Consider the following 23605-nt stretch of genomic DNA (forward strand, 5'->3'; position numbering starts at 1 on the left):
ACTATAGTAGTGATCCTAAGGGGGTGACAAGCAGAATTCTTAGCCTTACTGGGTGTGGGGGAACGGGGGGGGTTGCTTAATAATGGAATGATTGTAAGAGTTTTGTAGAATGGGCATCAGGCGTGGAACTGGCATCTTGCCAGTTTCAATATATAGCAGTCGCCAGGGCAGGCGCGGACATGACAAAAGTCTCAAACCTAAGTAAGCGCAAGAGTTTGACTTCTGACTTCTGACTTCTGACTTCTGACTTCTGCTATATTTTCGCGCGGGCAGGATGCCCACTCTACTTATATTCAAAAGAAGATTCAGCAACGCCCGAACGGGTGTAGGGAGAAATAATCGATCACAGCAATCCCCGATGATGAATAAAAACCAAAATAACTGCCCACGAACCCAAAGCAACTTTTACTGCAACCAGGATATTGAGTATGGGGATGATGGCAGCGCTGACAAGTGTCTGCAACTCCCCGTGGGGTAATTCTACTCCCGTCAACGTTATAACTGCCAGTACAATAAAAATCAGAACTGAAACCTTTTCCCACCTAGCAGCTTGCCAGCGCTTGTAGACTGCCTGCATCCACTGGAATGATGAGGTAATGGCAACCAGACCGATTGCGGTTCCCCCCGCCACCCCAGCCGCAAAGCCACCTCCTGGACTCAGATGCCCCCGAATCGCCAGCTCGATACCTACCAACGCAGCAATCGTCGCTCCCAGACGCGCTAGAACAATGGATGGTTTATCGGTAAATTGATAGATCGTGCAGAAGGGCTTTTCATCGGCCAGTAGAAATTTAGCTCCCATGATCGCGATGGTAAATACCACCACTTCAAAGATGGTGTCATAAAGCCGATTCCGGAAAATGATACCCGAAACGGCATTGGGCACCCCAGTATCTTGGACAACGGATTCGACGATAGAGAGATCTGATAAGTCTGCCGCCGGATTCGGCAAAACCATAAATTTGACGTACAGCGCTATCCCTGCTGCAATGTAAATCCATTTCATTTAATGATCTTTCCCTGCCTCTGGTATATTTACATAAGTTAGGCTTGTCGCCGATAATGAAAGTTCACTTTGCATGATTTCATAGAGGCGTTGAACCCTGGTCTGGGTGTGATAAGGTAGGGTTTCATACTCTTGCGCTACCTGGTCTTGATCATCCTGTGGTGATGCCTTCTGGGTAGATCCTGGAGCTAATCCCCTCTGGTCTTGCTCAAAGAGCCATCTCTCATCTTCGGTACAGGTCCCATGGACTTCTTTTGCCAACAGCGCCCGGTGCAAGCTCTGCCTATCTGTGTAGGTTACCAGCTCAAGGCGCATATAGTGTTTGCTCAGGATTGTGCGTAAGTCATCCATCAGTTCCCCAAAATCCGGTTTGGTCTTGCTGTCTGCTAAAGACTCTCCATCTGCCTCCACTGGCCTGTCTGGGATTACTCCAAGACGCATGGTTAAGGATGAACGCACCGCAACCGCATAGAGGGTAATGGCTAGCATTGTACCCACCAATGCTTCGGTCAAAGCCACATCGGCTGCCCCAAACATTGCATAGACCAAAGCCGCCACCGCTCCCAGTATGCCTCGGATCACCAGAGCATGGTATGGATTGACCTGAAATACCAGCATGCACGCGGACAAAGGCAGCAGAGCGGTTATGACATAGATATAGTTATCAGTCATTATCACCCCCACTACTGGAACAGTAAGCCAACACATATCCCAGCACTGTATTCCAGATCGCCAAGGAGATAATGGCGAGAATCAGCAGCGGCCATTCACTGGGTATCTTCAGCAGCAGCCCGACGATGATACTCATCGAGCCGAGGGTATCTGCCACTGAAAGACTATGCAGCTTGAATAATACTGATCGGTGACCGATCAGGGGAATGGTTCCCCAAAACCAGAAGACGATTCCGACACCTATGCAAGTGTAACTCAGTGCATTAATCATACATCACTCATTCGTTTAATTACGTGTGCCAGTAACATTAATCCAGCATTCCCCACACTCAGGATGATGACTCCGACAACACCAATCATCCAATCATCGCGCAAGACAGATACCATCAGGATCATGATGGATGTCTTGGTGGCAATACTCGCAAATGCCAACATTTTTTGCCAAATATCATCATCTTGCCAAGCCTCATAAATGGGGATGAGCAGAGCCAGAATCATGGCAATCAGGATCAGCGTCATCGTTGTTTCCTCCGTCTAACCCGGTGTACTTCGTACCTGCCATCTTGGTGGTATTTCAACACAATGGTTTTTGGTGTAAAGGTGATCAGGAATATATCTAGGAATATCAGCCCAGGGGTCCGTTGGGGTTTGACTCCTTCCATGATCACATCTTCGTGCTTATGGGGACGAAGCATGATTTCAAATGCCTCAATATATGCCTGGGGAATCGCTACTATCACTTCACCAAGCACCCGCAGCCAATCCTTTAAGGCTTCTGGGGTTTTGGGGCGTCCTGGTAATAAAAATGCGATCGCAATCCCAATGATGATATTTGGCAGACTTAGATTAGCAGTCAGCAAAAACCAGATAACCAGTCGTAAAATTAGATTTAGATGCCCAATCATGGTTGAAACACCATCCAGAATAGTAATACTAACATCAGACTCATCACCCCAATTAGATGATCAAATTCCTCAAGCACACGGGGCAGCTTGATTACAGATCGTTTGAAAATCAAAAAATATGCCAACCATCCCAGGGCAATAGTTACCAGGGGTTTAGTAATATTGGCAAAGTTGTATGCCTGGTAGTACACACCATTGGCAGCAATCAGTCCACCGAGCAACAGTATCATCGCTAACCAAAAATCGAGCTTTACCTTCCCTTGGCTGGTATCCCCATGGGGCAGAAAGATGAATTTTGCAAAGGATATGGCTGTTCCTAGGGCAGCAATATTCATACCGATAACTTGCCAGGGCACTAGATTCTTCATGGTCAACACCTTTGCCCCAAAGCCTGACAACAAGGGAAAGCCGGAAATTGAGAAGCTAGCGATAGCCAGAGCAATCCAGATTTGGGTATTAATCGGTTGATGTTGCAATTCCTTGAGGTTACGGCTGGGCAAAACACCGGCGATTAAAAAAAGCGCCCCTTTCACCAGGCCGTGAGTCAGGGCATAAAAGCCACCGACTTCAGGTGCGGCAAGGATAAAGCCTAACTGGGAAATGGTATGAAACGCCAGCATACGCTTGGTATCCTTTTCAAAGACGGCATAGCCTACTCCCAGAAGTGCTGTCCCCACTCCAAATATCATGACGATGGGAGCAAGTTCCTCGACAATTAGAGCACAACGCAACAGTGGAAAGACTCCCGTTTTGACCACAGCTCCCGATAGCAATGCCGACACTGGGCTCTCAGATTCGGAGTGGGTCAAGGGTAACCACAATCCTGATACAAATATTCCCCCCTTGACTAACAGTGCCACAAAGATCAGGGCAAGGGCTTCTGGAGGTGCTCCGCGCAACCCTTCAAAAGCAAAGGAATGATGTGCCTGATAGACTAGAACCGCGCCAACTAGATAAAACAGCATGGCTGTATTGCTGACAAAAAGATAGCGCAAGGCTACCCAAATTGATCGGTCGGTTCGGGGATAGGCAATCAACAGAAACGCAGCAATACTGATGACCTCTAATGCTACGTATAAACTGATGAAATCTGCACAGATAAATACGGCATTGACACTGCCATGTAAGATAATGGTCTGGGTATAAAAAAAAGCTGTTTTACCACTTTGCCAACAGTAAAGGATTACTGCTGCGGTTACTAGCCCATTGGTCAAGATAAAAAAGGCGCTTAATTGATCAACTAGTAATGTGACACCGAAACTATCCAGCAGCTGTAGGGTTAATGGCGATTTTGTGAGAAATAGCTGTGTCCCATATTCAACCGAAAGAATGGCAACCCCTAGGGCTAGGTATCGGTCAAGTTTGGGGAGGAGATAAATGCTGAATCCCACAAATAGCGGTAGGGCAATCCAGGCAATGGTAATGGTACTCATGGCGTATTATTCTTCTCGATCTGGTTGCTTTCCAGGGTGGGATTGTCCCGTGCCAGTTTCATAACACCTACTAGCATTAAGGCTTGAATCGAAAAGCCGATCACAATCGCTGTTAAGATCACTGCCTGGGGAACTGGATCTGCGTAAGCCCTATTTTCGACCTTTGAAAGAATAGGTGTGAATAAACCATCTCGGGATGCAACCAACACGTAATAGGCAATCACCCCCGTGCTCATGATATCCATAGAGATGATTTTCATAACCAGGTTCTTTTTAAGGATGATGCCGAAAAATCCGCACAATATTGTGGCAAATATGAATGCTTCTAACACGGGAATTGCCTATTGGGTAAGGGTTGGTGGTAATTATCTTTATACAATGATACTGTCGAACAGTGCTATAAAATATATAGCACGTTTTAATAGTGCTAGGAACGATTGACACTATTGATAAGTTCCAAGGTACACCATAGACTCATCCCACACCAAGGTTTTGCTTTGAGCTTGGGATTGGGAAAAACACGGGCAATAGCAAATGACAGAATCGACTGATGGCAAATCAATGGTTAACCTCAGCCCTGAGGATGCCAGCGATACAGTTGGGGGCTTGCCAACTACTGAAGGTGTGCCGCCGAAGGATGTCTACACTTGGGATCGGGATGCATTAGCCGTGAATCTTTTGGATTTATCAGTACCATTTCAATTGGTTGGGCGGCAAGCACAATTCCAGCGCATCACTCATGTTTTAGCCCGTGATGGCAATCTGCTGATTGTGGGAGTGCCCGGAAGCGGACGGCGCACTTTGGTAAGGCGGGCGGCACGGGAAGTTGGAGTTAAAATCCTGGAGGTTGACTGCATTCGGGTTACCGATGGTCAGCGCTTTGTGCAACTGCTGTGGGAGAGCATAAACCAGACCTTTCCAATGGCGACGATTCAAGCTGTAATGACAGATTGGATTGAAGGTAAGGCAGCGGAATTATTTGTCCTGAAAGATGAAGGCAGTGGCACAGAGGAACTTAAACCAGTTCGGATCCAGAGCAAAGAGCTGCAACGGAAAGCATTTGAAGTATTACTCGATCTCCTGCAAAAGTTAGCTGAATCTGAGGGGGAACGGGTAGTGTTGATTTTGGAAAGCTTCCCCCACATTCGCTCTTGGGATCGTCATGGGGTGTGGGAAAAATGTTTGCGGAAACAGATCGAGGGTCAGACTCAGGTAAGTTATGTGTTGGTGGCAACAATCGCAGAAACCAGCATTTATCCCCATGAACCGAGGAATAATTTGGAAATTGTGCAGCTGGCTCCTTTAGCTGATGATGTCGTTGCGGCTTGGGTAACTGAAGTTTTGCATACCCAACGGCTGACCTTCGATCCGCGATCGCAAGCACTGGAAATCTTTGTCAATGCGGTGCAAGGGCACTTCGGTGATGCTTCGGCACTGGTGCGACGCCTCAAGTCCGTACGAGTGTCTGATGGGCTAATTCGTGATGGCCATGTTCAGCAGGCCATCCAAGAACTGCTAGCGGACTTATCCATGGTCTTCGAGTCATTACTGATGCTGCTTCCAGCTAATCAAGCCCATCTTTTAGAATCCCTGGCTCTAGACCCTACCGACAAGCCACAAAGTCGAGATTATATTCAGAAGCATTACCTATCAAGAGGGGGTTCTCTCCAAGGAGCGATCGCTGGGTTGCAGCACAAAGGTTTAATTTATGGCTCTGAGCAAGGCTACCGACTGGCTTTACCTTTGTTTGCTTTATGGCTTTGCCAGCGTTTAAGTTGATCTCAAATTCAGTAGACGCACCTCAAGTAGCGTGGCCTACGGCCAATAGCATTTTTATTCTGTGTTATATTTACTACTTTTTTGCTACACTCTGGGTATTATCTATGCTCTAGTAATATCATGTCAGGATAATTCCCCTTAATAAAAATCTCCCCATCTCCCGATCTCCCCACACTTTTATGATCAGTATTCAACCGGAGTTGATATAAATTATGGTCTCTGTTGAGCAAGTAATCAAAGAAGCTTTATCTTTGCCCAGTGCATGGAGAGCATTGTTGGCAGAGAAGCTGGTTGAAAGTCTTGAGTTTGATGTAGACGAGAAACTGCAAACACTTTGGGTAGGTGAAGCTAAGAAGCGTCGAGATGAAATCCGAAGTGGTATGCTTCAGCCTATTCCTGGAGAGGAAGGGTTAGCTAGAGTGAGGCGACTTCTGGAGCCATGAAATATGTCTTTCACCCAGCAGCCTGGTAGTGCTATAACAGAGTTCAAGGGTGCTGAAAGCTAAATAACAACAGTAGTCCTTTCGATCATCAACCCTAGCTAACCTAGAGTTGGGTATTTCCTGTGCCACGTGCCATATATACTTAATCAAGTTTCAAGGTAGGACTTTAGGCTATGTCTAATTCGCCAATTAATATTCCTGCTTCTTCTGTTCAAAGAGAACTTTCTATAAGAAGTGAAAGTATTCAAAGAGTTTACAACTTTTACATAAACAAGATTTTCTATGTAAATAGAAGATATCAGAGAAAGCTTGTTTGGACAATCGAGGAAAAAAGAGCGTTTATAGATTCGATTCTCAAAGGCTTTCCAGTACCTATCATTTTGCTGGCCGAGACTGAAAGAGAACAATCTGCTGTCTTTGAAATTATAGATGGCATGCAAAGGCTAAATGCGATTACTTCTTTCATCGAAGGCGAGTTCGATATTGATGACAAGTACTTTGACCTGGCAACAATGGTGGAGTCTAAATCTCGTCTCGACAAAGGTTTATTAAACCAGAAGGAACCTATTCTAGAGAGGAGTTTTTGTGAAATAATTGCTAGCTATATACTGCCTATCTCTGTTTACTCATTTGATGATGAAGAAAAAGTTGATGAAATATTTAGAAGAATTAACTCAAACGGAAGATATCTTTCTAGACAGGAGCTAAGAGCTGCTGGAGCAACTGCTTATTTTCCTGATTTAGTGAGAACTTTATCTAGTGAAATAAGAAGTGATACATCTGCTTCAGATATCTTGCTTCTCAATGACATGAAATATATAAGTATTACAAATAAAAACTTAGATTACGGAATAAAAGTTGACGATATTTTTTGGGTAAGAAACAATATTATTAACAAAGAAATGGTTAGAGAATCGAAAGATGAAGAGATAGTAGCTGATCTTATTGCATATATAGCCTTATTTAAAGATAAAGATAAAGATGTTTCAAAAAGCAGCTCTGAAGTTTTAGATCAATATTATGGATTAAAGCCAAGTTATAGAAAGGATGATATAGAAACTACAATTCAGAAAAAAAATCCTGAACGTATCAAAGAACAATTTCTTAAAGTCTACGATCAAATTCGCAAAATATTAGATGAATGTGGTCTAAAATTTAATGAACTTATATTAGATCCAAGTCCTCAAACCTCTCCTCGATACTTTCAAACTATTTTTCTAAGTTTGTATGAATTAATGTTTATTGATAAGATGGAAGTTGCCGACTATGCAAAACTAGCAAAAAAGCTAAAGAATATCGGAAAACATATCGATATAACTAGAGGTGGTACGTGGAGTGCGATTAACAAGACTCATAACATAAGAGCAGTGCAAGGCATCATTAGAGATGCTTTCAGGAAGAGAGAAAAGATTGATCCTGCTACTGATAATTGGCTTATCGAGTTTGAGACATTACTCACACAATCTAAAACTGAGCAGACTTTGTATGATTTTAAGCAAGGCTTTACAAAGTTAGATGGAAAAGGAGAATTTGATCACGATAATTTTAAAAAGATTATAAAAACCCTCACTGCAATGGCTAATTCCTTACCTAAGGCAACTGGTTATGTGTGTGTTGGTGTAGCCGATACTGATAGGGATGCCAGAAGAATTGAGGAACTATATGGTATTGAAAGTAGAAACTATAAAAACTTCAAAATTACTGGCATAGGTCATGAAGCTGAAAGGCTGAAAGACAATCTTGATAACTTTTTCAAATGGTTAGTACAAAAAGTTAAATCTCAACCTATTGAAGAGTCTTTACAAAATAATATTGGTAGAAATATTAAACTAGTGCGTTATTACGAGAAAGACGTAATCATATTCAGCCTAAGCGCAAGCAGAGACCCTGTTATATATGGCGACAAATACTATCAGCGAATTGGGTCAAACGTTGAAGAGGTTATGCCTACAGAATTCCCAGATTTATTTAGACGATTCCACAAAGCTTGAGAGTACTTGCAATCTCAATTAAACATTATAAATTACAGATACTATTTCTATCATAGGTTCAGTCTGTGATTGCGCTTCCCTTCTTCAGTAAGGAAAAAATTAATTGGGTGTTGCATAAATGCAGGATAATTTTAATAGTTTTCTGGAATAGGCATCTTGCTGTGGAACGGGCATCTTGCCCGTTTCATTTTCCGGGCGGGCAGGATGCCCACCCCACTCATATTCATATCTTGATTCAGCAAGGTTTAAACATTATTTGTCAGATACAATGAAAGCAAAACCTACACCTGAAGTGAGCATGACTCCAGTATCCGATCACCAAAATTGCGAAGCCGCCATTATTCGTACAGAACGGGGACTGACAATAGCAGGTACGCGCATTACAATTTATGATATCATCGGCCATCTTGAGGCCGGATGGACACCCAAATTAATAGGAAACTGGCTCTCTATAACTGATGAGCAACTTGATGCAGCCTTATCCTATATTGATAATCACCGTAGGGAAGTAGAAGCGGAGTATCAAACCGTTTTGAAGATAGCTCAAGAGATTCGAGACTATTGGGAAGAAAAAAATCGGGAGCGTTTTGAGCAGATTGCTAAAAAACCTCCCTTACCTGGACAAGAAGCGGTTCGCGCTAAATTAAAAGCCTGGAAAATCAAGCGTCAATTTTATCGATTAAATTCCCTCGATAGTCCCTTCAAAACTATCCCAAATTTCCTCCGGAGAACGGGGTTGCATCGCCTCAGCACGGGCAAATGCCTGTTTGATTATCTGTGAAGCTTTCTCTATTTATTCAGCAGTAGGTGGGGCTATTTCTTCCCCCTCCCAGTCTACTATCAATAAATCGTTGGGACTACAGTGAAAGAAAGCACAGAGTTGAGCGAGGGTAGTGAAAGCTTCCGCTAAGAGCGAACGCTTCGCTTCATCGCATTCGCTTCTCCATTTTCTAGTTCCCTTAATTGTTGCCGATCGATTCCCGTAGATTCAGAAATTTCTTCGTAACTGATATTTCCGTAATTAGCTCTTAATTGTGCTAGTTTAGTTGTGACTTTCATGGTGCAAACTTACCTAGTAGTTTCTCTTTTATGAAATTAGGCAAAAATTATAATAAAATTCCCGCGCCCCCGCCCCACACTTCCCTTCTTTTTTACAAAAATAGCACTACGCATTTAGATGTTTGACATTGTCTTGATGCAAAGCGCGAGTGGTTTGAATTTACCGTAAGATAGTGGAGCCTTATTAAAAAATATTTAACCCTTTTCTGCATAACCTGCTAACTATAAAGGCTCCACTATCTAAGGTTTTGTCTCCGGGGAAACCCCCAAGACCGCGCTGCATCGCTCCTAAACTCCGAAACATAGTCCTAGCTTACTTTTGACTTCTGACTTCTGACTTCTAACTTCTGACTTGCGCGTAGCGCTATATCAGATGCACCCTACTGTTGCCTGTTTCCTATTCCCTGTTCCCTTTGCTATAGGCAGATGACGGTGGAAATTACTAAAGAACCCTTCTGGAGATACTCGTTCTTTCCAAATCCGGCGACACTCATACTGTAAATCTACAAATTCCCGGGATGATAGATTGTCGTGAAACTCAGCAATTTTATCGCCAATTAAATGAAGTTCATTCTCCTTTATCCAAACACAGTATTTCTTCCAATCAATGTCAAAGTCGTAGGGAAGCACACAATCGGTATCTACAAGAACTGGAATTCTGCCACAGCACAATGCTTCATAGAAACGAAAGGAATTGTTTCCTGAGCCACGGCAACAGAAGATATAGTCACTGTCTATTAAGTTATACACAAATTCCAGCCGATGCTTTTGCTTCAACTTGAAATCCGGTTGATTTAAGAAAACTGGGCTTTCTCTAATCAAAAAGTTTGTGATTATGTTAGGGTCTTTGCCTAAGATATCTAGGGCTCGACGTCTTAACACATGTCCCCAATTATAGGGAGGGATACTAGTTTTCGAGTTCAAGACATTCTTTTTGACTCTAGAGCAGAAAACGTTTAAATTGGTTTTGGTATTTGGTTTGACGGCATATCCACAGAAACCAACTACAGGTTTTAAGCGTTTTTGGCGGATATTGATTTTGTTGTCAAGATAGTTTTCAACAAAGTCTTCGCTCCAGTGAGGTAGGGTAAAATCGGTGTTTTTTCTCAGGGAGCGATAGAGGGAGTGACGGAATACAAAATCACTTTCAATCGGTAAGTTAAGATGGGAAGAAGCCCCACCAAAAAAGCTGATTAAGGGCTTGCCTGCTAATTTAACGTTTTCTGCTAATTGTCTGGCTTTATCTTCCAATTCAGAATTCCATAGTGCCCAATTAACTGGTACAATAGCAATATCTGCTTCCTCCAGAGACGACATCTTAAATAGAGACTTTCCAATCTCTACATAGTGGTCAAAACAACTACTAATGGGATCCTCAGGATTTTCTGGAGGTTTGCCCCAAAAGGGATATAGAATTGCCTCATAGGTCATGCCCTCTGGGAGATAGTTCTGGTCACAGAAAATTTTCAACGTCATAATTTTAGGCTCTAGGGAACAGGGAATAGGGAACAGGGAAAAAATCCTGTGTACCTCAGGTGCGACCCGTGGTGAATTTAATTCGCCAAGGTCAAGCTCACCTAATAGCTAAAAAACCCCTCTAACACTTTAGACGTCATTAAATCACACTTTTAGGCTATATCCATGCCTTTTTGCCAAATTATTTAGTCTTGAAAGTTCTTAGGGAATACGGAGCTTCGCAGCAGAAATATGTCTTAACCGTTACTTCAACTGCCATACCAAAAAATTTGCCTGCCTATCACAGGCTGGAAGCCTGTTCTACAGAGGGAAAAGGGCATAGGGTTACTGAGTCCACTCCTGGGCACACACCACACGAAAACCAATATTGCCGACGAGGTGCCTCAAGCCCGGATTAAAGACGCCGCGAGACCCAGAACGGCAGTTTTTAGGCAAGGTGTAGCAGGAACCACCCCGCCACAGCCGATGTTTATTATCATTTTCATTATTACTATCCGGTTCATCTTGCCAGGCAGTGCCATCTGTCGGTGCATCTTCATAGTTATCATGCCAATGGTCTGCACACCACTCCCAAACATTCCCATGCATATCGTAGAGTCCAAAGTCATTGCCTAGTCCAAAACTTCCTACTGGGGTGGTTTTTCTACGATAAATCCCTAATGGCCCATTACCATAAGATCCTTTCCAACGACCCTCTTGATCATCTGTTCCATTGTAATTAGCAAACTCTGTAGTAATCGTCTCGCCAAAATGAAACGGAGTACTTGTTCCGGCTCTACAGGCATACTCCCACTCGGCTTCACTGGGCAAGCAATAAGGGCGTTTCGTATACTGGGACAGCCGCTCACAAAACTCCACCGCATCATCCCAAGAGACTCCCTCAACAGGTCGGTCTTCCCCTTTAAAATGGGATGGATCGGGTTCAAGTTCTCTGTTGACTTGGGTTAGGGCAGCGACCGCTTGCCATTGGGCTTGGGTCACTGGGTATTTGCCTATAAAGAAGGATTTAACGGTGACTTGATGCTGGGGACTTTCACTATCTGTATGCCCCTCTTCTGTTTCTGGGGAACCCATGAGGAAAGTACCACCGGGGATGGCAACCATGTCCAAGGTGATACCATTTCCCAAGTCTTCAGCAAAGTACTGAATTTGTCGCCGATGGCGTTTTATATTAAGTTTTGATTGCTGTTGTTCTTTACTTGTTTGTGCCATCACTATTGTTTTGTTTAACTGATGTAGAACTGGCATCTTGTGTAGAACTGGCATCTTGTGTAGAACTGGCATCTTGTGTAGAACTGGCATCTTGTGTAGAACTGGCATCTTGTGTAGAACTGGCATCTTGCCAGTGATATATGATTAATTGTGGAACTGGCATCTTGCCAGTGATATATGATTAATTGTGGAACTGGCATCTTGCCAGTGATATATGATTAATTGTGGAACTGGCATCTTGCCAGTGATATATGATTAATTGTGGAACTGGCATCTTGCCAGTGATATATGATTAATTGTGGAACTGGCATCTTGCCAGTGATATATGATTAATTGTGGAACTGGCATCTTGCCAGTGATATATGATTAATTGTGGAACTGGCATCTTGCCAGTGACCAAGATGATTACATCTTGCCAGTGACTAAGATTATTGTTTGATGGAGATTGATACAGGCTGGAAGCCTGTTCCACCACACAGTTCTTGACACAGGCTGGAAGCCTGTTCCACCAATTGACACAGGCTGGAAGCCTGTTCCACCAATTGACACAGGCTGGAAGCCTGTTCCACACACACAGTTCTTGATACAGGCTGGAAGCCTGTTCCACACACACAGTTCTTGATACAGGCTGGAAGCCTGTTCCACACACACAGTTCTTGACACAGGCTGGAAGCCTGTTCCACCACACACACAGTTCTTGACACAGGCTGGAAGCCTGTTCCACCACACACACAGTTCTTGATACAGGCTGGAAGCCTGTTCCACCACACACACAGTTCTTGACACAGGCTGGAAGCCTGTTCCACCACACACACAGTTCTTGACACAGGCTGGAAGCCTGTTCCACCACACACACAGTTCTTGATACAGGCTGGAAGCCTGTTCCACCACACACACAGTTCTTGACACAGGCTGGAAGCCTGTTCCACCACACACACAGTTCTTGACACAGGCTGGAAGCCTGTTCCACCACACACACAGTTCTTGACACAGGCTGGAAGCCTGTTCCACCATAGATTATTTTACAGAAGACTTCTCTACACTATCCATTTGCCAGAAGAAAGGATATCTTTCAGCAATCTCAGATAAATTAGCTTTTACAGGATTTTCTCTGATATAGTTCCATGTCTCTAAAAATTCTCTTTCATCTCGCATAATGCGATCATATCGCTCGTCTTGCCAAACAATACCGATATGATTCATTACTTTAGCAACTTGTTTAGAACTATAGCTTTTAATGCTGTGGATAATACTACCTAAGGTCCAATATTTCTGATCTGATTTTGGTAAAGGCTGCATTAACCAATGCACATGATCTGGCATAATTACAACAGCATAGGTTTTGTACCTTTGGTTATTGAAGAATAAACAGGAATCTAGAACTACCTGTCTGGCTTCTGGGGTCAACTCTAGCTTTTGCCAAGTACTAAAAGTCACAAAGTAAATTGCTCCTGCTAATTCCCAGTGAGGAAGATTTCTTTTGCTAATTTTAATATTTGGAGACTTTCTGAAACTGGTATAACTGGTATAATTCATTGAACGATAATCTTGCCAGTCATAATCATTAATATTCGGTTGAGACAGCCTGGAAGCCTTTGCCCCAGAGGATAGAGGGTTGGGGGTAGTCATTAGTTACATTTCTACAGAGTATGTTACTGCCAGCATCTTGCTAGTTATAATCATTAATGTTGCCTTAAGACAGCCTCGAAGCCTGTTCCCGCTGATTGGTGCTTCATAAGCTCGGTTGGGTTTGGTTAAGTTCTCTTCACATATCCATTGTCGAACTGGCATCTTGCCAGTGATATATGATTAATTGTGGAACTGGCATCTTGCCAGTGATTCTACAAGTGGAACTGGCATCTTGCCAGTGGTTCTACGCACACCCACACACCACACGAAAACCAAACTTGCTGCCGCTGCGCCTGAGGACCGGATCATAGAAGGGGCGAGACCCAGAACGGCAGAATCCAGGGTCGCTGCGCCAAGAACCGCCCCGCAACAGCCGGGATATATTATCATTATCGTTATTATTTATAGACTCATCTTCCCAGGCACTGCCATCTGTCGGCGCACCTTTATAGTTTGAGTGCCAATGGTCTGCACACCACTCCCACACATTCCCATGCATATCGTAGAGTCCAAAGTCATTGGCTACCCCAAAACTACCCGCTGGGGTTGTTTCCTGAACATATTTGCCTTTGGAACCAGAGCCATAAGTATAGTTGCCATCATAGTTAGCTAGGTCGGTTGTAATTGTCTCACCAAAATGAAACGGAGTCGTTGTTCCGGCTCTACAGGCATACTCCCACTGGGCTTCACTGGGCAAGCGATAAGGGCGTTTGGTATACTCAGACAGCCGCTCACAAAATTCCACCGCATCATCCCAGGAGACTCTCTCTACAGGTCGGTCATCCCCTTTAAAATAGGATGGATTGGGTTTAAGTTCTCTGTTGACTTGGGTTAGGGCGGCCACGGCTTGCCATTGGGCTTGGGTCACTGGGTATTTACCCATAAAGAAGGATTTAACCGCGACTTGATGCTGGGGACTTTCACTGTCTCTATGCCCCTCTTCGGTTTCTGGGGAACCCATTATAAAGCTCCCTTCAGGAATGGCTACCATCTCTAGGTCAACTCCATTACCTAAGTCTTCGGTAAAACCATCAGCTTGTTGCTGATGACTCTTGATGATTGGTTCTATTTTTGTTGTGAACCACCAGGGTGTTGGTTTCAACTCAATAGTTGCCACTTCAAACTCAAAAGGTTCTAGCTCAATCTCTGGGAATATCTCTGTTTCTGCTCCCAGCCCAATGATTACCACCTCACATTCAAAGGTTTGCATGGGTGGAAAACCTTCAAGCTGAGTGACTTGATTAAGGCTAAGGTTTACCCCATGAACACCATAGGATTGACTAGCATCAGGGGGAATTTTACCGTTGAGCCAGATTCCCAGGGATTCAGCAAATTTCATTAAGGAGTCATATTGACTCAACTGGGGTCTAAATTCTTGAATTAAACGCTGTAATCGGGCTAATTCTGCCTGTCCATTTTTTCCTCGGTTAACCAATCCTTGTAGGGCTTTAGCAATCTCTTCTTCTGCTTGAGTGCGATGTTGATCTAAATACACCATGGCTGCCCATTGTTGTGCCTGGAATTCTCCCTGTCGGCTAGGGGGATGGGTTCCCATTAAATAAGTCACGTAGTCCATCAGCAATTGGGCAACGGATTTGAGGCGATTTGTACCAAATTTGTGCTGAAATTCTTCTGTTTCAAATTGTGCCAATAAATGAGACCGTACTGCCGGAGTCATGGCATATAATTCATAACCAACTGGACGGCACAACTCCGACAACAGTAAATCCGCTTCTGCTATCCAAGGCACTTCCTCGTTGAGTAAAAATTGCACTCGGATATAGTTGACCAATTCCGGAGTCAAGACCAAGGGCAAAGCGCAATGACAAGCTAGATAGCGATAGTTGGGTTCAAACCTGGCCACAAACCGTTCAACTTGTTGCTTGGCTATTTCTTCGGTTAATTGGTCAGATGAGGAAGTTGTCATAGATCTTAACGAATCTGTGCGATCGCTTGATTTAACCCATGAGGATCCAGAGGGTACATTGGTACTAAATGAGCGATAAATTGGGCAGTGCTTCCCTGCCAGCGTTCAGAGGGAACGGGATTCAACCAGGCAATTAACTTGGTATGCTGTCTAATGTGCCACAAAACTTCAGCCGTTGCTGAAAATCTTTCGGAACGGCGATCGCCACGAGCTGCTCCCCCATCGCTGACAATTAAAACACTGGTATCCCCATCAGACTCTGCCAAAATCCACTCAAACTTTACCTTTTCGGTTAGATAAGGGTCTTTATAAACATACTCTGGTGGAACATTGTGGAAATAGCCCACTCGCACCCGATGGATATTACTTTCGTCTTGGGCGGTTTCGACTAAATCTCGCGTAAAGCGGTGAAAGGGAGTCATTGAGCCTTCCTGATCCAGCAACAAGAGCAAATCAGCGTGATTTTGCTCCCTTCGGCTGTATTTCGGCTTTAAAAAAAATCCCTGTTGGCAGACCTTGGCAATTGTCCCTTCCACATCCAGAACATCTTCTCTACCATCTGCCACCATCCGCCGCAAATAACGCCAGCTATAAACCATATACCTGCGAGAAATGGGATAATAAGCTTGGAAATCCCAGTCTTCTGTGTGTTCTAATAAATTGATTGATGATTTGACCGGCAGTAAGGATAATTCAGGAACTGGAGTCGGAGAGTCTACCATCGATGGAACTTGTTCCCCAGGGGAAACAGGAGGAGGATTCTTAGGGGAGGACGATGATTCGGGGGATTCTGAGGGAATTTCCCTTGGTTTTGCCTTCTCTTGGCTTTCTTCTGCGCTAATGGAACGAAAAATGACGTCTAAATGGTCTTGTTGGGCTAGGGAATGACACCAAAGCGATCGCAGCAGTTTTTTGAGAGCATTAGCATCCTGCACTCCCCAGCCGCCCTCCATAGCTTGTAAGGCAGCTAAATATTCATTAATTCCCAAAGCAAACCCATCCCGGCGCAACCGGTAAAACAGGCGAGTTAACAGAGGGTGGGGATTAACGTTAGTCATACCAATTTCATAAGACAGTGTAACACGTAGAAGATCCCCCTAAATCCCCCTTAACAAGGGGGACTTTAAGTCGAGTTCCCCCCTTTTTAAAGGGGGACTTTAATTCGAGTTCCCCCCTTTTTAAAGGGGGACTTTAAGTCGAGTTTTACCCTTTTTAAAGGGGGACTTTAAGTCGATTTTCCCCCTTTTTAAAGGGAGATTTTAACTCCAGTTCTCCTTAACAAGAGGGACTTTAAGTCGAGTTCCCCCCTTTTTAAAGGGGGATTTTAACTCCAGTTCTCCTTAACAAGGGGGACTTTAAGTCCAGTTCTCCTTAACAAGGGGGATTTTAACTCCAGTTCTCCTTAACAAGGGGGATTTTAACTCCAGTTCTCCTTAACAAGAGGGACTTTAAGTCCAGTTCCCCCCTTTTTCAAGGGGGATTTTAACTCCAGTTCTCCTTAACAAGGGGGACTTTAACTCCAGTTCTCCTTAACAAGGGGGACTTTAACTTCAGTTTACCCTTTTAAAAAGAGGGACTTTAACTCCAGTTCCCCCCTTTTTCAAGGGGGGCTAGGGGGGATCTGATCTGTAGCCTCATTAAAGGAAATTGGTATCATGAACCTGCATAATTGGGATTTTGCCAATCTTGCCGCAATTTAAAGACTAAATCTCGATAGGGAATTGTATTGTCTTGCTGGAGTTTAGTCACAGCATAGGGTTCCGATTTAAAGTGATGTAAGGCAGCCAGCCAATCCAGAAACTCACTGGTCCCCGGAGGTTTAAAAAGACTTTTATCCTCTCGTATCTTTAAAAATTTAGCGATCGCAGTCGTCACTAAATCAGATTTGGGCATTGCCATGGTCTCTGGTTTCTGTTTCTGTTGATAGTGAACCTTGACAATTTTCTCTAACTCTTCCGGTTGACTAGGGAAACGCACATAGTGATATAAACAGCGGCGTAAGAAGGGAGAGGGGAGACTGCCTTTTTCTTTATTACTGGTAATAATGATAATTGGCAATTGCTCTTGATTAGCCTCTATCGTTTCTCCTGTTTCCCGAATAAAAAATTTCCAAGGTTTATCCAATATCGACAGTAAATCATTGGGGAAATCTACATCAGCCTTGTCAATTTCATCAATTAGCAACACTGCCGGATAGTCGTGGGATTTAAAGGCTTTTCCCAGGGGACCTAGTTCACGGTAATCTTTTGGTTCTTGAGGATTTCTCGGTTGTCCAGTTTTCGGATTAATAGACGGGGTTAAGTTTTGGGTTTGGACATCATGCAAGCGCAAAATCGCATCGTATTCATATAATCCCTCTTGGACTTTCGTGGTTGAGCGAATATCCCAGCGATAAAAGGGCAACCCTAATTCATAAGCCACTGCTACTGCTAATCTGGTTTTACCACATCCCGCTTCTCCTTCAATTAACAGGGGTCTTTGGAGGAAAATTGCCAAATTTACGGCTTCAATTAATTCGCTGTCTGCAATATAGGGTTCTAATTCTGTGGGAGAATCTGGATGACATTGTTTAGGTCGATGTTTTGGATTGCCCTGGAAGATGTATTTAGGAGGATTCATTAACTATTCCTTTACTAATTTAGCTAAATATTGTTCTAATTTTGAGCAAACTGTACTAGGAATACCACGATTAGATGATTTATAAATTGTTCTGGCTATTTTTTTGCTTTTTGGTTTAGATAATCCATAGACTTGTTGAAGCCAATGATCAATATCACTTTCTTTCCATTTACTCAAAGGCAATTTGATTATTTTTAAACTATCAAAATCGTTGTAATTACAACAATAACTCAGCTTTTGATAAGATTCAGGGATGATTGAACTTATAGAACAAAACAACAAAAACTTAACCCAAGAGTAATCCTGGGAAATATCTTGATGTTTTTGCTTCAAAGACTTCCAAAAATACTCAATAAACCAAGATAAAAGTCTATCGTCATTTTCGGTAAGAGAATCCCAATTGGTAAAATAAAAAAAAACAATGCTTCCTCCCTGTACACTGTCACCGATCTTCTCAATAATTTTATGGATGTATTGTTGATCATTGGGATGAGGTTCAATTGGCTTAAAATAATCCGCGATCGCATTTAGCAAACTTCGCTCATCGGAAATATCAGGTCTTAAGAAGGGGTCTATAGGACAATACTTAAGTTTACCATAACTTTTGCTACTAAGATAGTATTGAATTTCTGCAACACATAAATCTCCTCGCATCAAGGAGGTATTGTCAAGTAAAAATAAAGCCAAGCCTCCTTGTTCACCTAAACAATTGTCTAGAATATAATTGACGATTTTTTTTTGGTTATGGAAGTTAATTTTAGATATTTTATTAGAAATAGTATGTTGTGGATTAGGACTAGCGGAGGAATCGCTCTTAGTTTTTAATAAATTGAGTTTATTCTCGAACTTTTTGAGTTGTTCAGAGTAGTACTGAAACTTTCTATCTAAATTTTCCAGCTGATCCAGCTCTGAAGTGAAACTCATCTCTTTTATGACATCTTCAATGCGTTGATTCCATAGATTACAAATTTTTTGTAGATTTTCGATTTCTGTGCTAGTTGTCATTTTTGAAATTTTTATCTAAAAACCCCCAAGCTCTCTGTCAATTTCTTCTATTTTTTCAAAATAGAAAGTTATTTTTTGTTCCAAATTTCGAGATTTATCTAAATCTGACGTAAACCCCATTTGCTTTCTGACCGCTTCGACGTTTTCTTCCAACTCTCTCTTTCGTTGTTCGAGAAACTTTTTCTTAGCAGGTAACAAACCTGGCTTAACTGGCTTTTCTATTTCCTGAGTTCGGATCACAATTGACTCCAACTGTGACCAAGCTTTGAATAAAATTTGTGTCGGAATCATAAACGCAACTTTTGCCGTTTCTCGCTTGCGGTCTGCGGCAACTACCATCCCCACCACTCCCTGTAATTTTTCATCCCAAACCGGAGAACCACTAAATCCTGGTTCAATCGCGTATCCACTTACCTTAGTATCTTCCAGTTGAATCCATTGTTTAGCATTTTGTTCTGACAATACCCCATTTGCCCAACCCCCATTAGGAACTCCTGCTGGACAGCCAAATACTGTAAATGGATTAGTTGCAAGATTTTCCGATAACAGCAGGCGAGTCGGGTGAGCAGAAGCAGGAAGGTTATCAAGCTTCAAAACAGCAATATCTTCTATCGCTTCTTCGGAATCTTCTAAAGGGGATACAGGATGCCAGCAAACAACCCTCGCCGGAAATTTATCTTTGGAATTAAGTAAAGGAAAATTAACCTTTATTTCTCCCTCAGGGCGGCTCTGTGTCGTGCTATCAATTAACAATGCCTCTGCTACGACATGAGCACAGGTTAAGGCATAGTGTTCCGATACCAAAAAGCCCATACCAACTAGTTCTTGGTATTTATTAAAGAGCCGAATAATTGATGTCTTATGGCCATTAATATCCATTGATTTAATTTATCCTCTACTTGGCCTAATTCTTATTACTCCATTTTAAGGTAATTTCATAGCTCACTTCGCCACCCACAGAGGCAAACACAGCTCCCGCATCCGCCGTTAATTTCAAACCAAATTTTACTTCCACTTCATCGGCGGGTTGGTTGAGGTCGCGCAATTTGGTGATCACCGCAGAAGCAACCGGTTTGATTTGATCTAGAGCTTCTTCAAAGGTCTGCCGTGCCTTGAGGACTTGTTTTCCTCCCAGGCTGACTCGCTCAATACCACGGCTTTCTGGTTTTTCCACTTCTACCAAAAATGTAGTTCCATCCGCTAGGGAAAATTGCGCTAATTGTTTTTCTGCCATAGTTTGTGTCTTTTTACTTCCATTCAGCAACCCCAGACATTGTTGATCAGCTAGTAATTGTCCTGATCACCCAGGCTGCGATCGCAAGACTAATCCCCACAGCAACTACCAAAACTACAGCCAACCCTGACAACAGTAAGATCAGAAACAACCAATCGGATTTTTGTGGTGCTGATGATGATACATTTAATTCTTTCTCTAACAGCTCAACATTTTTTACATTTGCCTTCCACGCTGCATCCACCAGATCCCCTAAGACCGGTACAGACCCAGTAACTGTTTCAAGAAGGATATTTAGCACCATCTCCACCAAAGTAGATCGAGACACTCCCAGTCGTGCTGCTTCTACCACAATGTATGATGAAATGATAGTTCCCACAAAATCACCACCCCCTGGTAACAGACCGATGATGGGATCTAAACCAATCCGATAACGTGTTCCAGGGATAGGAATAGCATTATCCAGTAGGTAGCTTACCCGACGTACACGCCTTAAGGTCGATGTTTTGCGATCATTCCTCATGGGGTTTAATAGGTTGAAGGTTGTTTGGTTGAATGTTGAAGGTTGTTTGGTTGAATGTTGAAGGTTGAAGGTTGAATGTTGAAGGTTGAATGTTGAATGTTGAATGTTGAACGGATAAGGCAGAATGGTAAATTCTTAATTCTTAATTCTTAATTCTTAATTCTTAATTCTCAATTCTTAATTCTTAATTCTTCATTCTTAATTCTTCATTCTTCATTCTTCATTCTTCATTCTCAATTCTTCATTCTCAATTCTCAATTCTTAATTCTCAAAAGTGTTTCAGCTCATATGATTATTTTTTTGCCTTGGCTAATTTTCTTGGTCTAGGTCTCCGATGGGATGCTTGTATTGCTTCTCCTACTATCACATTCAACTGGTCCCCTAATAACAGTACCAGAGAAGTCATGTAAAGCCAAACCTGTAAGATAATCACAGCTGTTACAGTACCATAGACTTTGTTGTAATTGGTGAAATTGGCACCAACGTAGTGCCGAAACAACCCTGAAGCCACTGCCCAGGAAATGGCTGCTAAAACTGCTCCTGGCAATATCGGTGTTCCGATCTGCCAACGGCTTGGTCCGTAGCGATAGATAAAGGCAAAGGATGCCGCCACCATACTCAAGGCTACGGGCCAGGTCAACATACTCCATAGTGTCAACAAGATTGAATATCCACTCGTATCAACGACTGTTTTTAGCACCCAGTGACTGATAAATACCAAAAAAGAGGCAATCACCAGCAGTATGATACTACCAATGGTTAAGCCCAGAGAAATCAACTTAGCTTTCCAAAAGGGTCGTTGTTGCTCTCGGGGAATGTTGTGGATGTGATCAAGGGCATTCATCGCTGCACTCAGTGCCCCAGAAGATACCCAAATGGCTATGATAAAACTCAGGGAAAATAGACTGCTATTGGTGCTGAGGTGAATCTGCTCGGTAAATTTCTCAATCGGCTCCAGTGCCTGAGCCGGACCCACTTCCTTCATCATTCTCAGAGCTTCATTCTGTGCCACTTCACTCAGCTCGGGAGGGTGGTGGTACCAGGTTAATTGTAAGGAATATTCAAACAAGCCAATCGCTGTCAGAATTGCCAAAATTGCTGGAAACAGAGCTAACATGGCGTTATATGCCATTTCAGCAGATAGACCCATTAAGCGACGTTCCATCGCACGGGTGAAAGTCTCCCTGAGGGTTACCAGATTCAGGTAACCAAAGAAACGGAAGAAAAGAAAAAAACGCTTAGATAGCATAGGTTCTGATTTCTACAGGGGCTTGCTATGAATTAATTTGCCAATTTTACCTATAGTTTGCCCATTACTAGTGTTCAGTAGTTCAATCGACACACTTTACTATTTTATTGACAGTTGACCGTTAACCACACCCCCTCAACCGTGATTAAATTTGATTATATTTTATTTGATCAGTGCCATAGCCGATGGAGTAGTTGTTGATGAGCAACAATGGGTCGCTTACCGAATGGTTAGCCCAAATCAAGGAACTGAAGCAGCAGCTGGCCGATAGCATTAAAGAGTGCCAGGCTGCGGATAAAAGTGCAGCTCATTGGCGTCAGTTATATAATACTGAAGCTCAGCAAAGGCGTATAGAAAGCCAACTCGCTCAAGAGCAAATCGAAACTCTCAAGGCTCAACTGCAAAAATTACAACAAGACGGATTTCAACTCAAATCAGATCAACTGGAGAAGGTATCGAGTATTGAGCAGAATCTGGAACAACTGCAAACGGTTGAGGAATTAAGGGCAACCCTTAAGTCGGTCATGGCAGAACGCGATCGCTTAATTGATGCCTTAAAGACTGAGCAAGCCAACCATGCTCAAACCCGGGAAAACTTAACGGTTGTGATTAGTGATACTGTTGAGCAACTGGCTAAGGAAAGAAAGAGTAAACCGTCCCAGGTAGAGGAGGTTACCGTGAGCGAGTCTTCCCCATCTCCCGATCTCCCCAGCTTCGACAATGAAGATAGTTGGTAAGCATATGCTGATAGCTGATAGCTGATAGCTGATAGCTGATAGCTGATAGCTGATAGCTTAGCTTCAGCTTTTCCATTTCCTATAATATAGCGTTATAGCGCTGATAAAAAAACCTGGAAATCATGAAAAAATACATTCCACTCCTAGGGCGGATATGCCTTTGTGCTATTTTTATTAAAGCTGGTATCGATAAACTACTTAACCCAACCTATACTCAACAATTGATGGAATCCAAAGGGGTTCCCGGTATACTGATTATTCCCACCATCATTATACTGTTGGGGGGTGGATTATCCGTATTACTAGGCTATAAAGCTCGTTGGGGAGCATTAGCGCTAATTGGATTTTTAATTCCCACGACCTTGATTTTTCACACAGATTTCTCTAATCAAATGCAAGAAATTCAATTTCTGAAAAATCTAGGACTAATCGGTGGATTATTGATGGTAGCAACCTTTGGTTCAGGACCAGTTAGCTTTGATAACCGCAGTGTCTGGGATCGAATCCAGTTCCCCTTGTCATTAAAGAATGGCTGGCGGAGAATCTTACGTCGATCTCGGTTTTAGGGAGTCGGGAGTCGGGAGTCGGGAGTCGGGAGTCGGGAGTCGGGAGTCGGGAGGTTTGGGGAGATGGGGAGATGGGGAATCAGATGAGCAAATTCATCAAGACAATGATAAAAAAAGTATTTAAAGATACCAAATTAATC

At 43.0% G+C, this 23605-nt stretch carries 28 protein-coding genes; 8 read left to right on the forward strand and 20 right to left on the reverse strand.

What is annotated here, in order from left to right; genetic code table 11:
* Positions 1-343: 343 nt before the first annotated feature.
* The 7 genes from F6K57_RS11365 to F6K57_RS11395 are packed head-to-tail and all read right to left on the reverse strand — an operon-like array spanning position 344 to position 4348.
* Positions 344-1006 (reverse strand): Na(+)/H(+) antiporter subunit B, encoded by a 663-nt coding sequence (locus F6K57_RS11365; RefSeq protein ID WP_293040820.1) that lies wholly within the window; start codon positions 1004-1006, stop codon positions 344-346.
* Complete coding sequence (locus F6K57_RS11370; RefSeq protein ID WP_293067538.1) at positions 1007-1678, reverse strand: DUF4040 domain-containing protein; 672 nt, start codon at positions 1676-1678, stop codon at positions 1007-1009. It lies immediately after the preceding gene.
* Entirely contained in the window at positions 1671-1949 is a 279-nt protein-coding gene (locus F6K57_RS11375) for a monovalent cation/H(+) antiporter subunit G (protein WP_293022292.1), read from the reverse strand. The genes F6K57_RS11370 and F6K57_RS11375 overlap by 8 nt, the downstream gene beginning before the upstream one ends.
* Positions 1946-2197, reverse strand: coding sequence for a hypothetical protein (locus F6K57_RS11380; protein WP_293022291.1), 252 nt, complete (start codon positions 2195-2197; stop codon positions 1946-1948). Before F6K57_RS11380 ends, F6K57_RS11375 begins: the two co-directional genes overlap by 4 nt.
* Positions 2194-2583, reverse strand: a complete 390-nt coding sequence (locus tag F6K57_RS11385) for a Na+/H+ antiporter subunit E (RefSeq protein WP_075900856.1) — start codon at positions 2581-2583, stop codon at positions 2194-2196. The genes F6K57_RS11380 and F6K57_RS11385 overlap by 4 nt, the downstream gene beginning before the upstream one ends.
* Positions 2580-4016, reverse strand: a complete 1437-nt coding sequence (locus F6K57_RS11390) for a cation:proton antiporter (protein ID WP_293067543.1) — start codon at positions 4014-4016, stop codon at positions 2580-2582. The genes F6K57_RS11385 and F6K57_RS11390 overlap by 4 nt, the downstream gene beginning before the upstream one ends.
* The gene (locus tag F6K57_RS11395; RefSeq protein ID WP_293067545.1) at positions 4013-4348 is read right to left on the reverse strand and encodes a cation:proton antiporter subunit C; all 336 of its coding nucleotides are present in this window, start codon (positions 4346-4348) and stop codon (positions 4013-4015) included. Before F6K57_RS11395 ends, F6K57_RS11390 begins: the two co-directional genes overlap by 4 nt.
* A gap of 202 nt (positions 4349-4550) precedes the next feature.
* On the opposite strand from F6K57_RS11395, the gene F6K57_RS11400 reads away from it, so the two are divergent.
* The 4 genes from F6K57_RS11400 to F6K57_RS11415 all read left to right on the forward strand — a co-directional run bounded on the left by F6K57_RS11400 (position 4551) and on the right by F6K57_RS11415 (position 9010).
* Positions 4551-5795, forward strand: a complete 1245-nt coding sequence (locus F6K57_RS11400) for an ATP-binding protein (RefSeq protein WP_293067548.1) — start codon at positions 4551-4553, stop codon at positions 5793-5795.
* Positions 5796-6007: 212 nt separating this feature from the next.
* The gene (locus tag F6K57_RS11405; RefSeq protein WP_293067550.1) at positions 6008-6238 is read left to right on the forward strand and encodes an addiction module protein; all 231 of its coding nucleotides are present in this window, start codon (positions 6008-6010) and stop codon (positions 6236-6238) included.
* Between the two features lie 173 nt (positions 6239-6411).
* Positions 6412-8229 (forward strand): DUF262 domain-containing protein, encoded by a 1818-nt coding sequence (locus F6K57_RS11410; RefSeq protein WP_293067553.1) that lies wholly within the window; start codon positions 6412-6414, stop codon positions 8227-8229.
* 268 nt (positions 8230-8497) lie between these two features.
* Positions 8498-9010 carry a DUF433 domain-containing protein gene (locus tag F6K57_RS11415; RefSeq protein ID WP_364302386.1) on the forward strand — a complete coding sequence of 171 codons (513 nt, stop codon included), beginning with the start codon at positions 8498-8500 and terminating at the stop codon, positions 9008-9010.
* Between the two features lie 125 nt (positions 9011-9135).
* On the opposite strand, the gene F6K57_RS11420 is transcribed toward F6K57_RS11415, so the two are convergent.
* The 3 genes from F6K57_RS11420 to F6K57_RS11430 all read right to left on the reverse strand — a co-directional run bounded on the left by F6K57_RS11420 (position 9136) and on the right by F6K57_RS11430 (position 11976).
* Positions 9136-9288, reverse strand: coding sequence for a helix-turn-helix transcriptional regulator (locus F6K57_RS11420; protein ID WP_293067556.1), 153 nt, complete (start codon positions 9286-9288; stop codon positions 9136-9138).
* 369 nt (positions 9289-9657) lie between these two features.
* Complete coding sequence (locus F6K57_RS11425) at positions 9658-10764, reverse strand: exostosin (RefSeq protein WP_293067559.1); 1107 nt, start codon at positions 10762-10764, stop codon at positions 9658-9660.
* Between the two features lie 324 nt (positions 10765-11088).
* Complete coding sequence (locus F6K57_RS11430; protein WP_293067562.1) at positions 11089-11976, reverse strand: formylglycine-generating enzyme family protein; 888 nt, start codon at positions 11974-11976, stop codon at positions 11089-11091.
* Here F6K57_RS11430 and F6K57_RS11435 point away from each other — a divergent pair.
* Complete coding sequence (locus F6K57_RS11435; RefSeq protein ID WP_293067565.1) at positions 11970-12113, forward strand: hypothetical protein; 144 nt, start codon at positions 11970-11972, stop codon at positions 12111-12113. The two genes, F6K57_RS11430 and F6K57_RS11435, sit on opposite strands and share 7 nt — an antisense overlap.
* A gap of 155 nt (positions 12114-12268) precedes the next feature.
* Here the strand turns inward: F6K57_RS11435 and F6K57_RS11440 are convergent, their stop codons facing one another.
* The 10 genes from F6K57_RS11440 to F6K57_RS11485 all read right to left on the reverse strand — a co-directional run bounded on the left by F6K57_RS11440 (position 12269) and on the right by F6K57_RS11485 (position 22162).
* A complete protein-coding gene (locus F6K57_RS11440; protein ID WP_293067568.1) occupies positions 12269-12967 on the reverse strand; it encodes a hypothetical protein in 699 nt (232 codons plus the stop codon).
* Positions 12968-12993: 26 nt separating this feature from the next.
* Positions 12994-13605: a transposase gene (locus tag F6K57_RS11445; protein WP_229415184.1), complete on the reverse strand. Its 612-nt coding sequence runs from the start codon at positions 13603-13605 to the stop codon at positions 12994-12996.
* Between the two features lie 244 nt (positions 13606-13849).
* The gene (locus F6K57_RS11450) at positions 13850-15532 is read right to left on the reverse strand and encodes a formylglycine-generating enzyme family protein (RefSeq protein ID WP_293067572.1); all 1683 of its coding nucleotides are present in this window, start codon (positions 15530-15532) and stop codon (positions 13850-13852) included.
* Between the two features lie 5 nt (positions 15533-15537).
* Positions 15538-16590 (reverse strand): VWA containing CoxE family protein, encoded by a 1053-nt coding sequence (locus F6K57_RS11455; protein ID WP_293067575.1) that lies wholly within the window; start codon positions 16588-16590, stop codon positions 15538-15540.
* 595 nt (positions 16591-17185) lie between these two features.
* Positions 17186-18151 carry a MoxR family ATPase gene (locus tag F6K57_RS11460; protein ID WP_293022251.1) on the reverse strand — a complete coding sequence of 322 codons (966 nt, stop codon included), beginning with the start codon at positions 18149-18151 and terminating at the stop codon, positions 17186-17188.
* A gap of 3 nt (positions 18152-18154) precedes the next feature.
* Complete coding sequence (locus F6K57_RS11465) at positions 18155-19156, reverse strand: hypothetical protein (RefSeq protein ID WP_293067578.1); 1002 nt, start codon at positions 19154-19156, stop codon at positions 18155-18157.
* Positions 19157-19171: 15 nt separating this feature from the next.
* Positions 19172-20035, reverse strand: a complete 864-nt coding sequence (locus tag F6K57_RS11470; protein WP_293067581.1) for a trypsin-like peptidase domain-containing protein — start codon at positions 20033-20035, stop codon at positions 19172-19174.
* A gap of 25 nt (positions 20036-20060) precedes the next feature.
* The gene (locus F6K57_RS11475) at positions 20061-20390 is read right to left on the reverse strand and encodes a CU044_2847 family protein (RefSeq protein ID WP_293067584.1); all 330 of its coding nucleotides are present in this window, start codon (positions 20388-20390) and stop codon (positions 20061-20063) included.
* Between the two features lie 46 nt (positions 20391-20436).
* Positions 20437-20913: a DUF4112 domain-containing protein gene (locus F6K57_RS11480; protein ID WP_293067587.1), complete on the reverse strand. Its 477-nt coding sequence runs from the start codon at positions 20911-20913 to the stop codon at positions 20437-20439.
* Positions 20914-21205: 292 nt separating this feature from the next.
* Complete coding sequence (locus F6K57_RS11485; RefSeq protein WP_293022246.1) at positions 21206-22162, reverse strand: YihY/virulence factor BrkB family protein; 957 nt, start codon at positions 22160-22162, stop codon at positions 21206-21208.
* Between the two features lie 200 nt (positions 22163-22362).
* On the opposite strand from F6K57_RS11485, the gene F6K57_RS11490 reads away from it, so the two are divergent.
* The 3 genes from F6K57_RS11490 (at position 22363) to F6K57_RS11500 (ending at position 23589) form a co-directional block, all read left to right on the forward strand.
* Positions 22363-22899, forward strand: a complete 537-nt coding sequence (locus F6K57_RS11490) for a hypothetical protein (protein ID WP_293022244.1) — start codon at positions 22363-22365, stop codon at positions 22897-22899.
* Positions 22900-23021: 122 nt separating this feature from the next.
* Complete coding sequence (locus F6K57_RS11495; protein ID WP_293067590.1) at positions 23022-23465, forward strand: DoxX family protein; 444 nt, start codon at positions 23022-23024, stop codon at positions 23463-23465.
* Positions 23428-23589 (forward strand): hypothetical protein, encoded by a 162-nt coding sequence (locus F6K57_RS11500; protein ID WP_293067593.1) that lies wholly within the window; start codon positions 23428-23430, stop codon positions 23587-23589. Before F6K57_RS11495 ends, F6K57_RS11500 begins: the two co-directional genes overlap by 38 nt.
* The last annotated feature ends 16 nt before the right edge of the window (positions 23590-23605 follow it).

The sequence above is a fragment of the Moorena sp. SIO4A5 genome, from assembly GCF_010672005.1.
Taxonomy (GTDB): Bacteria; Cyanobacteriota; Cyanobacteriia; order Cyanobacteriales; family Coleofasciculaceae; genus Moorena.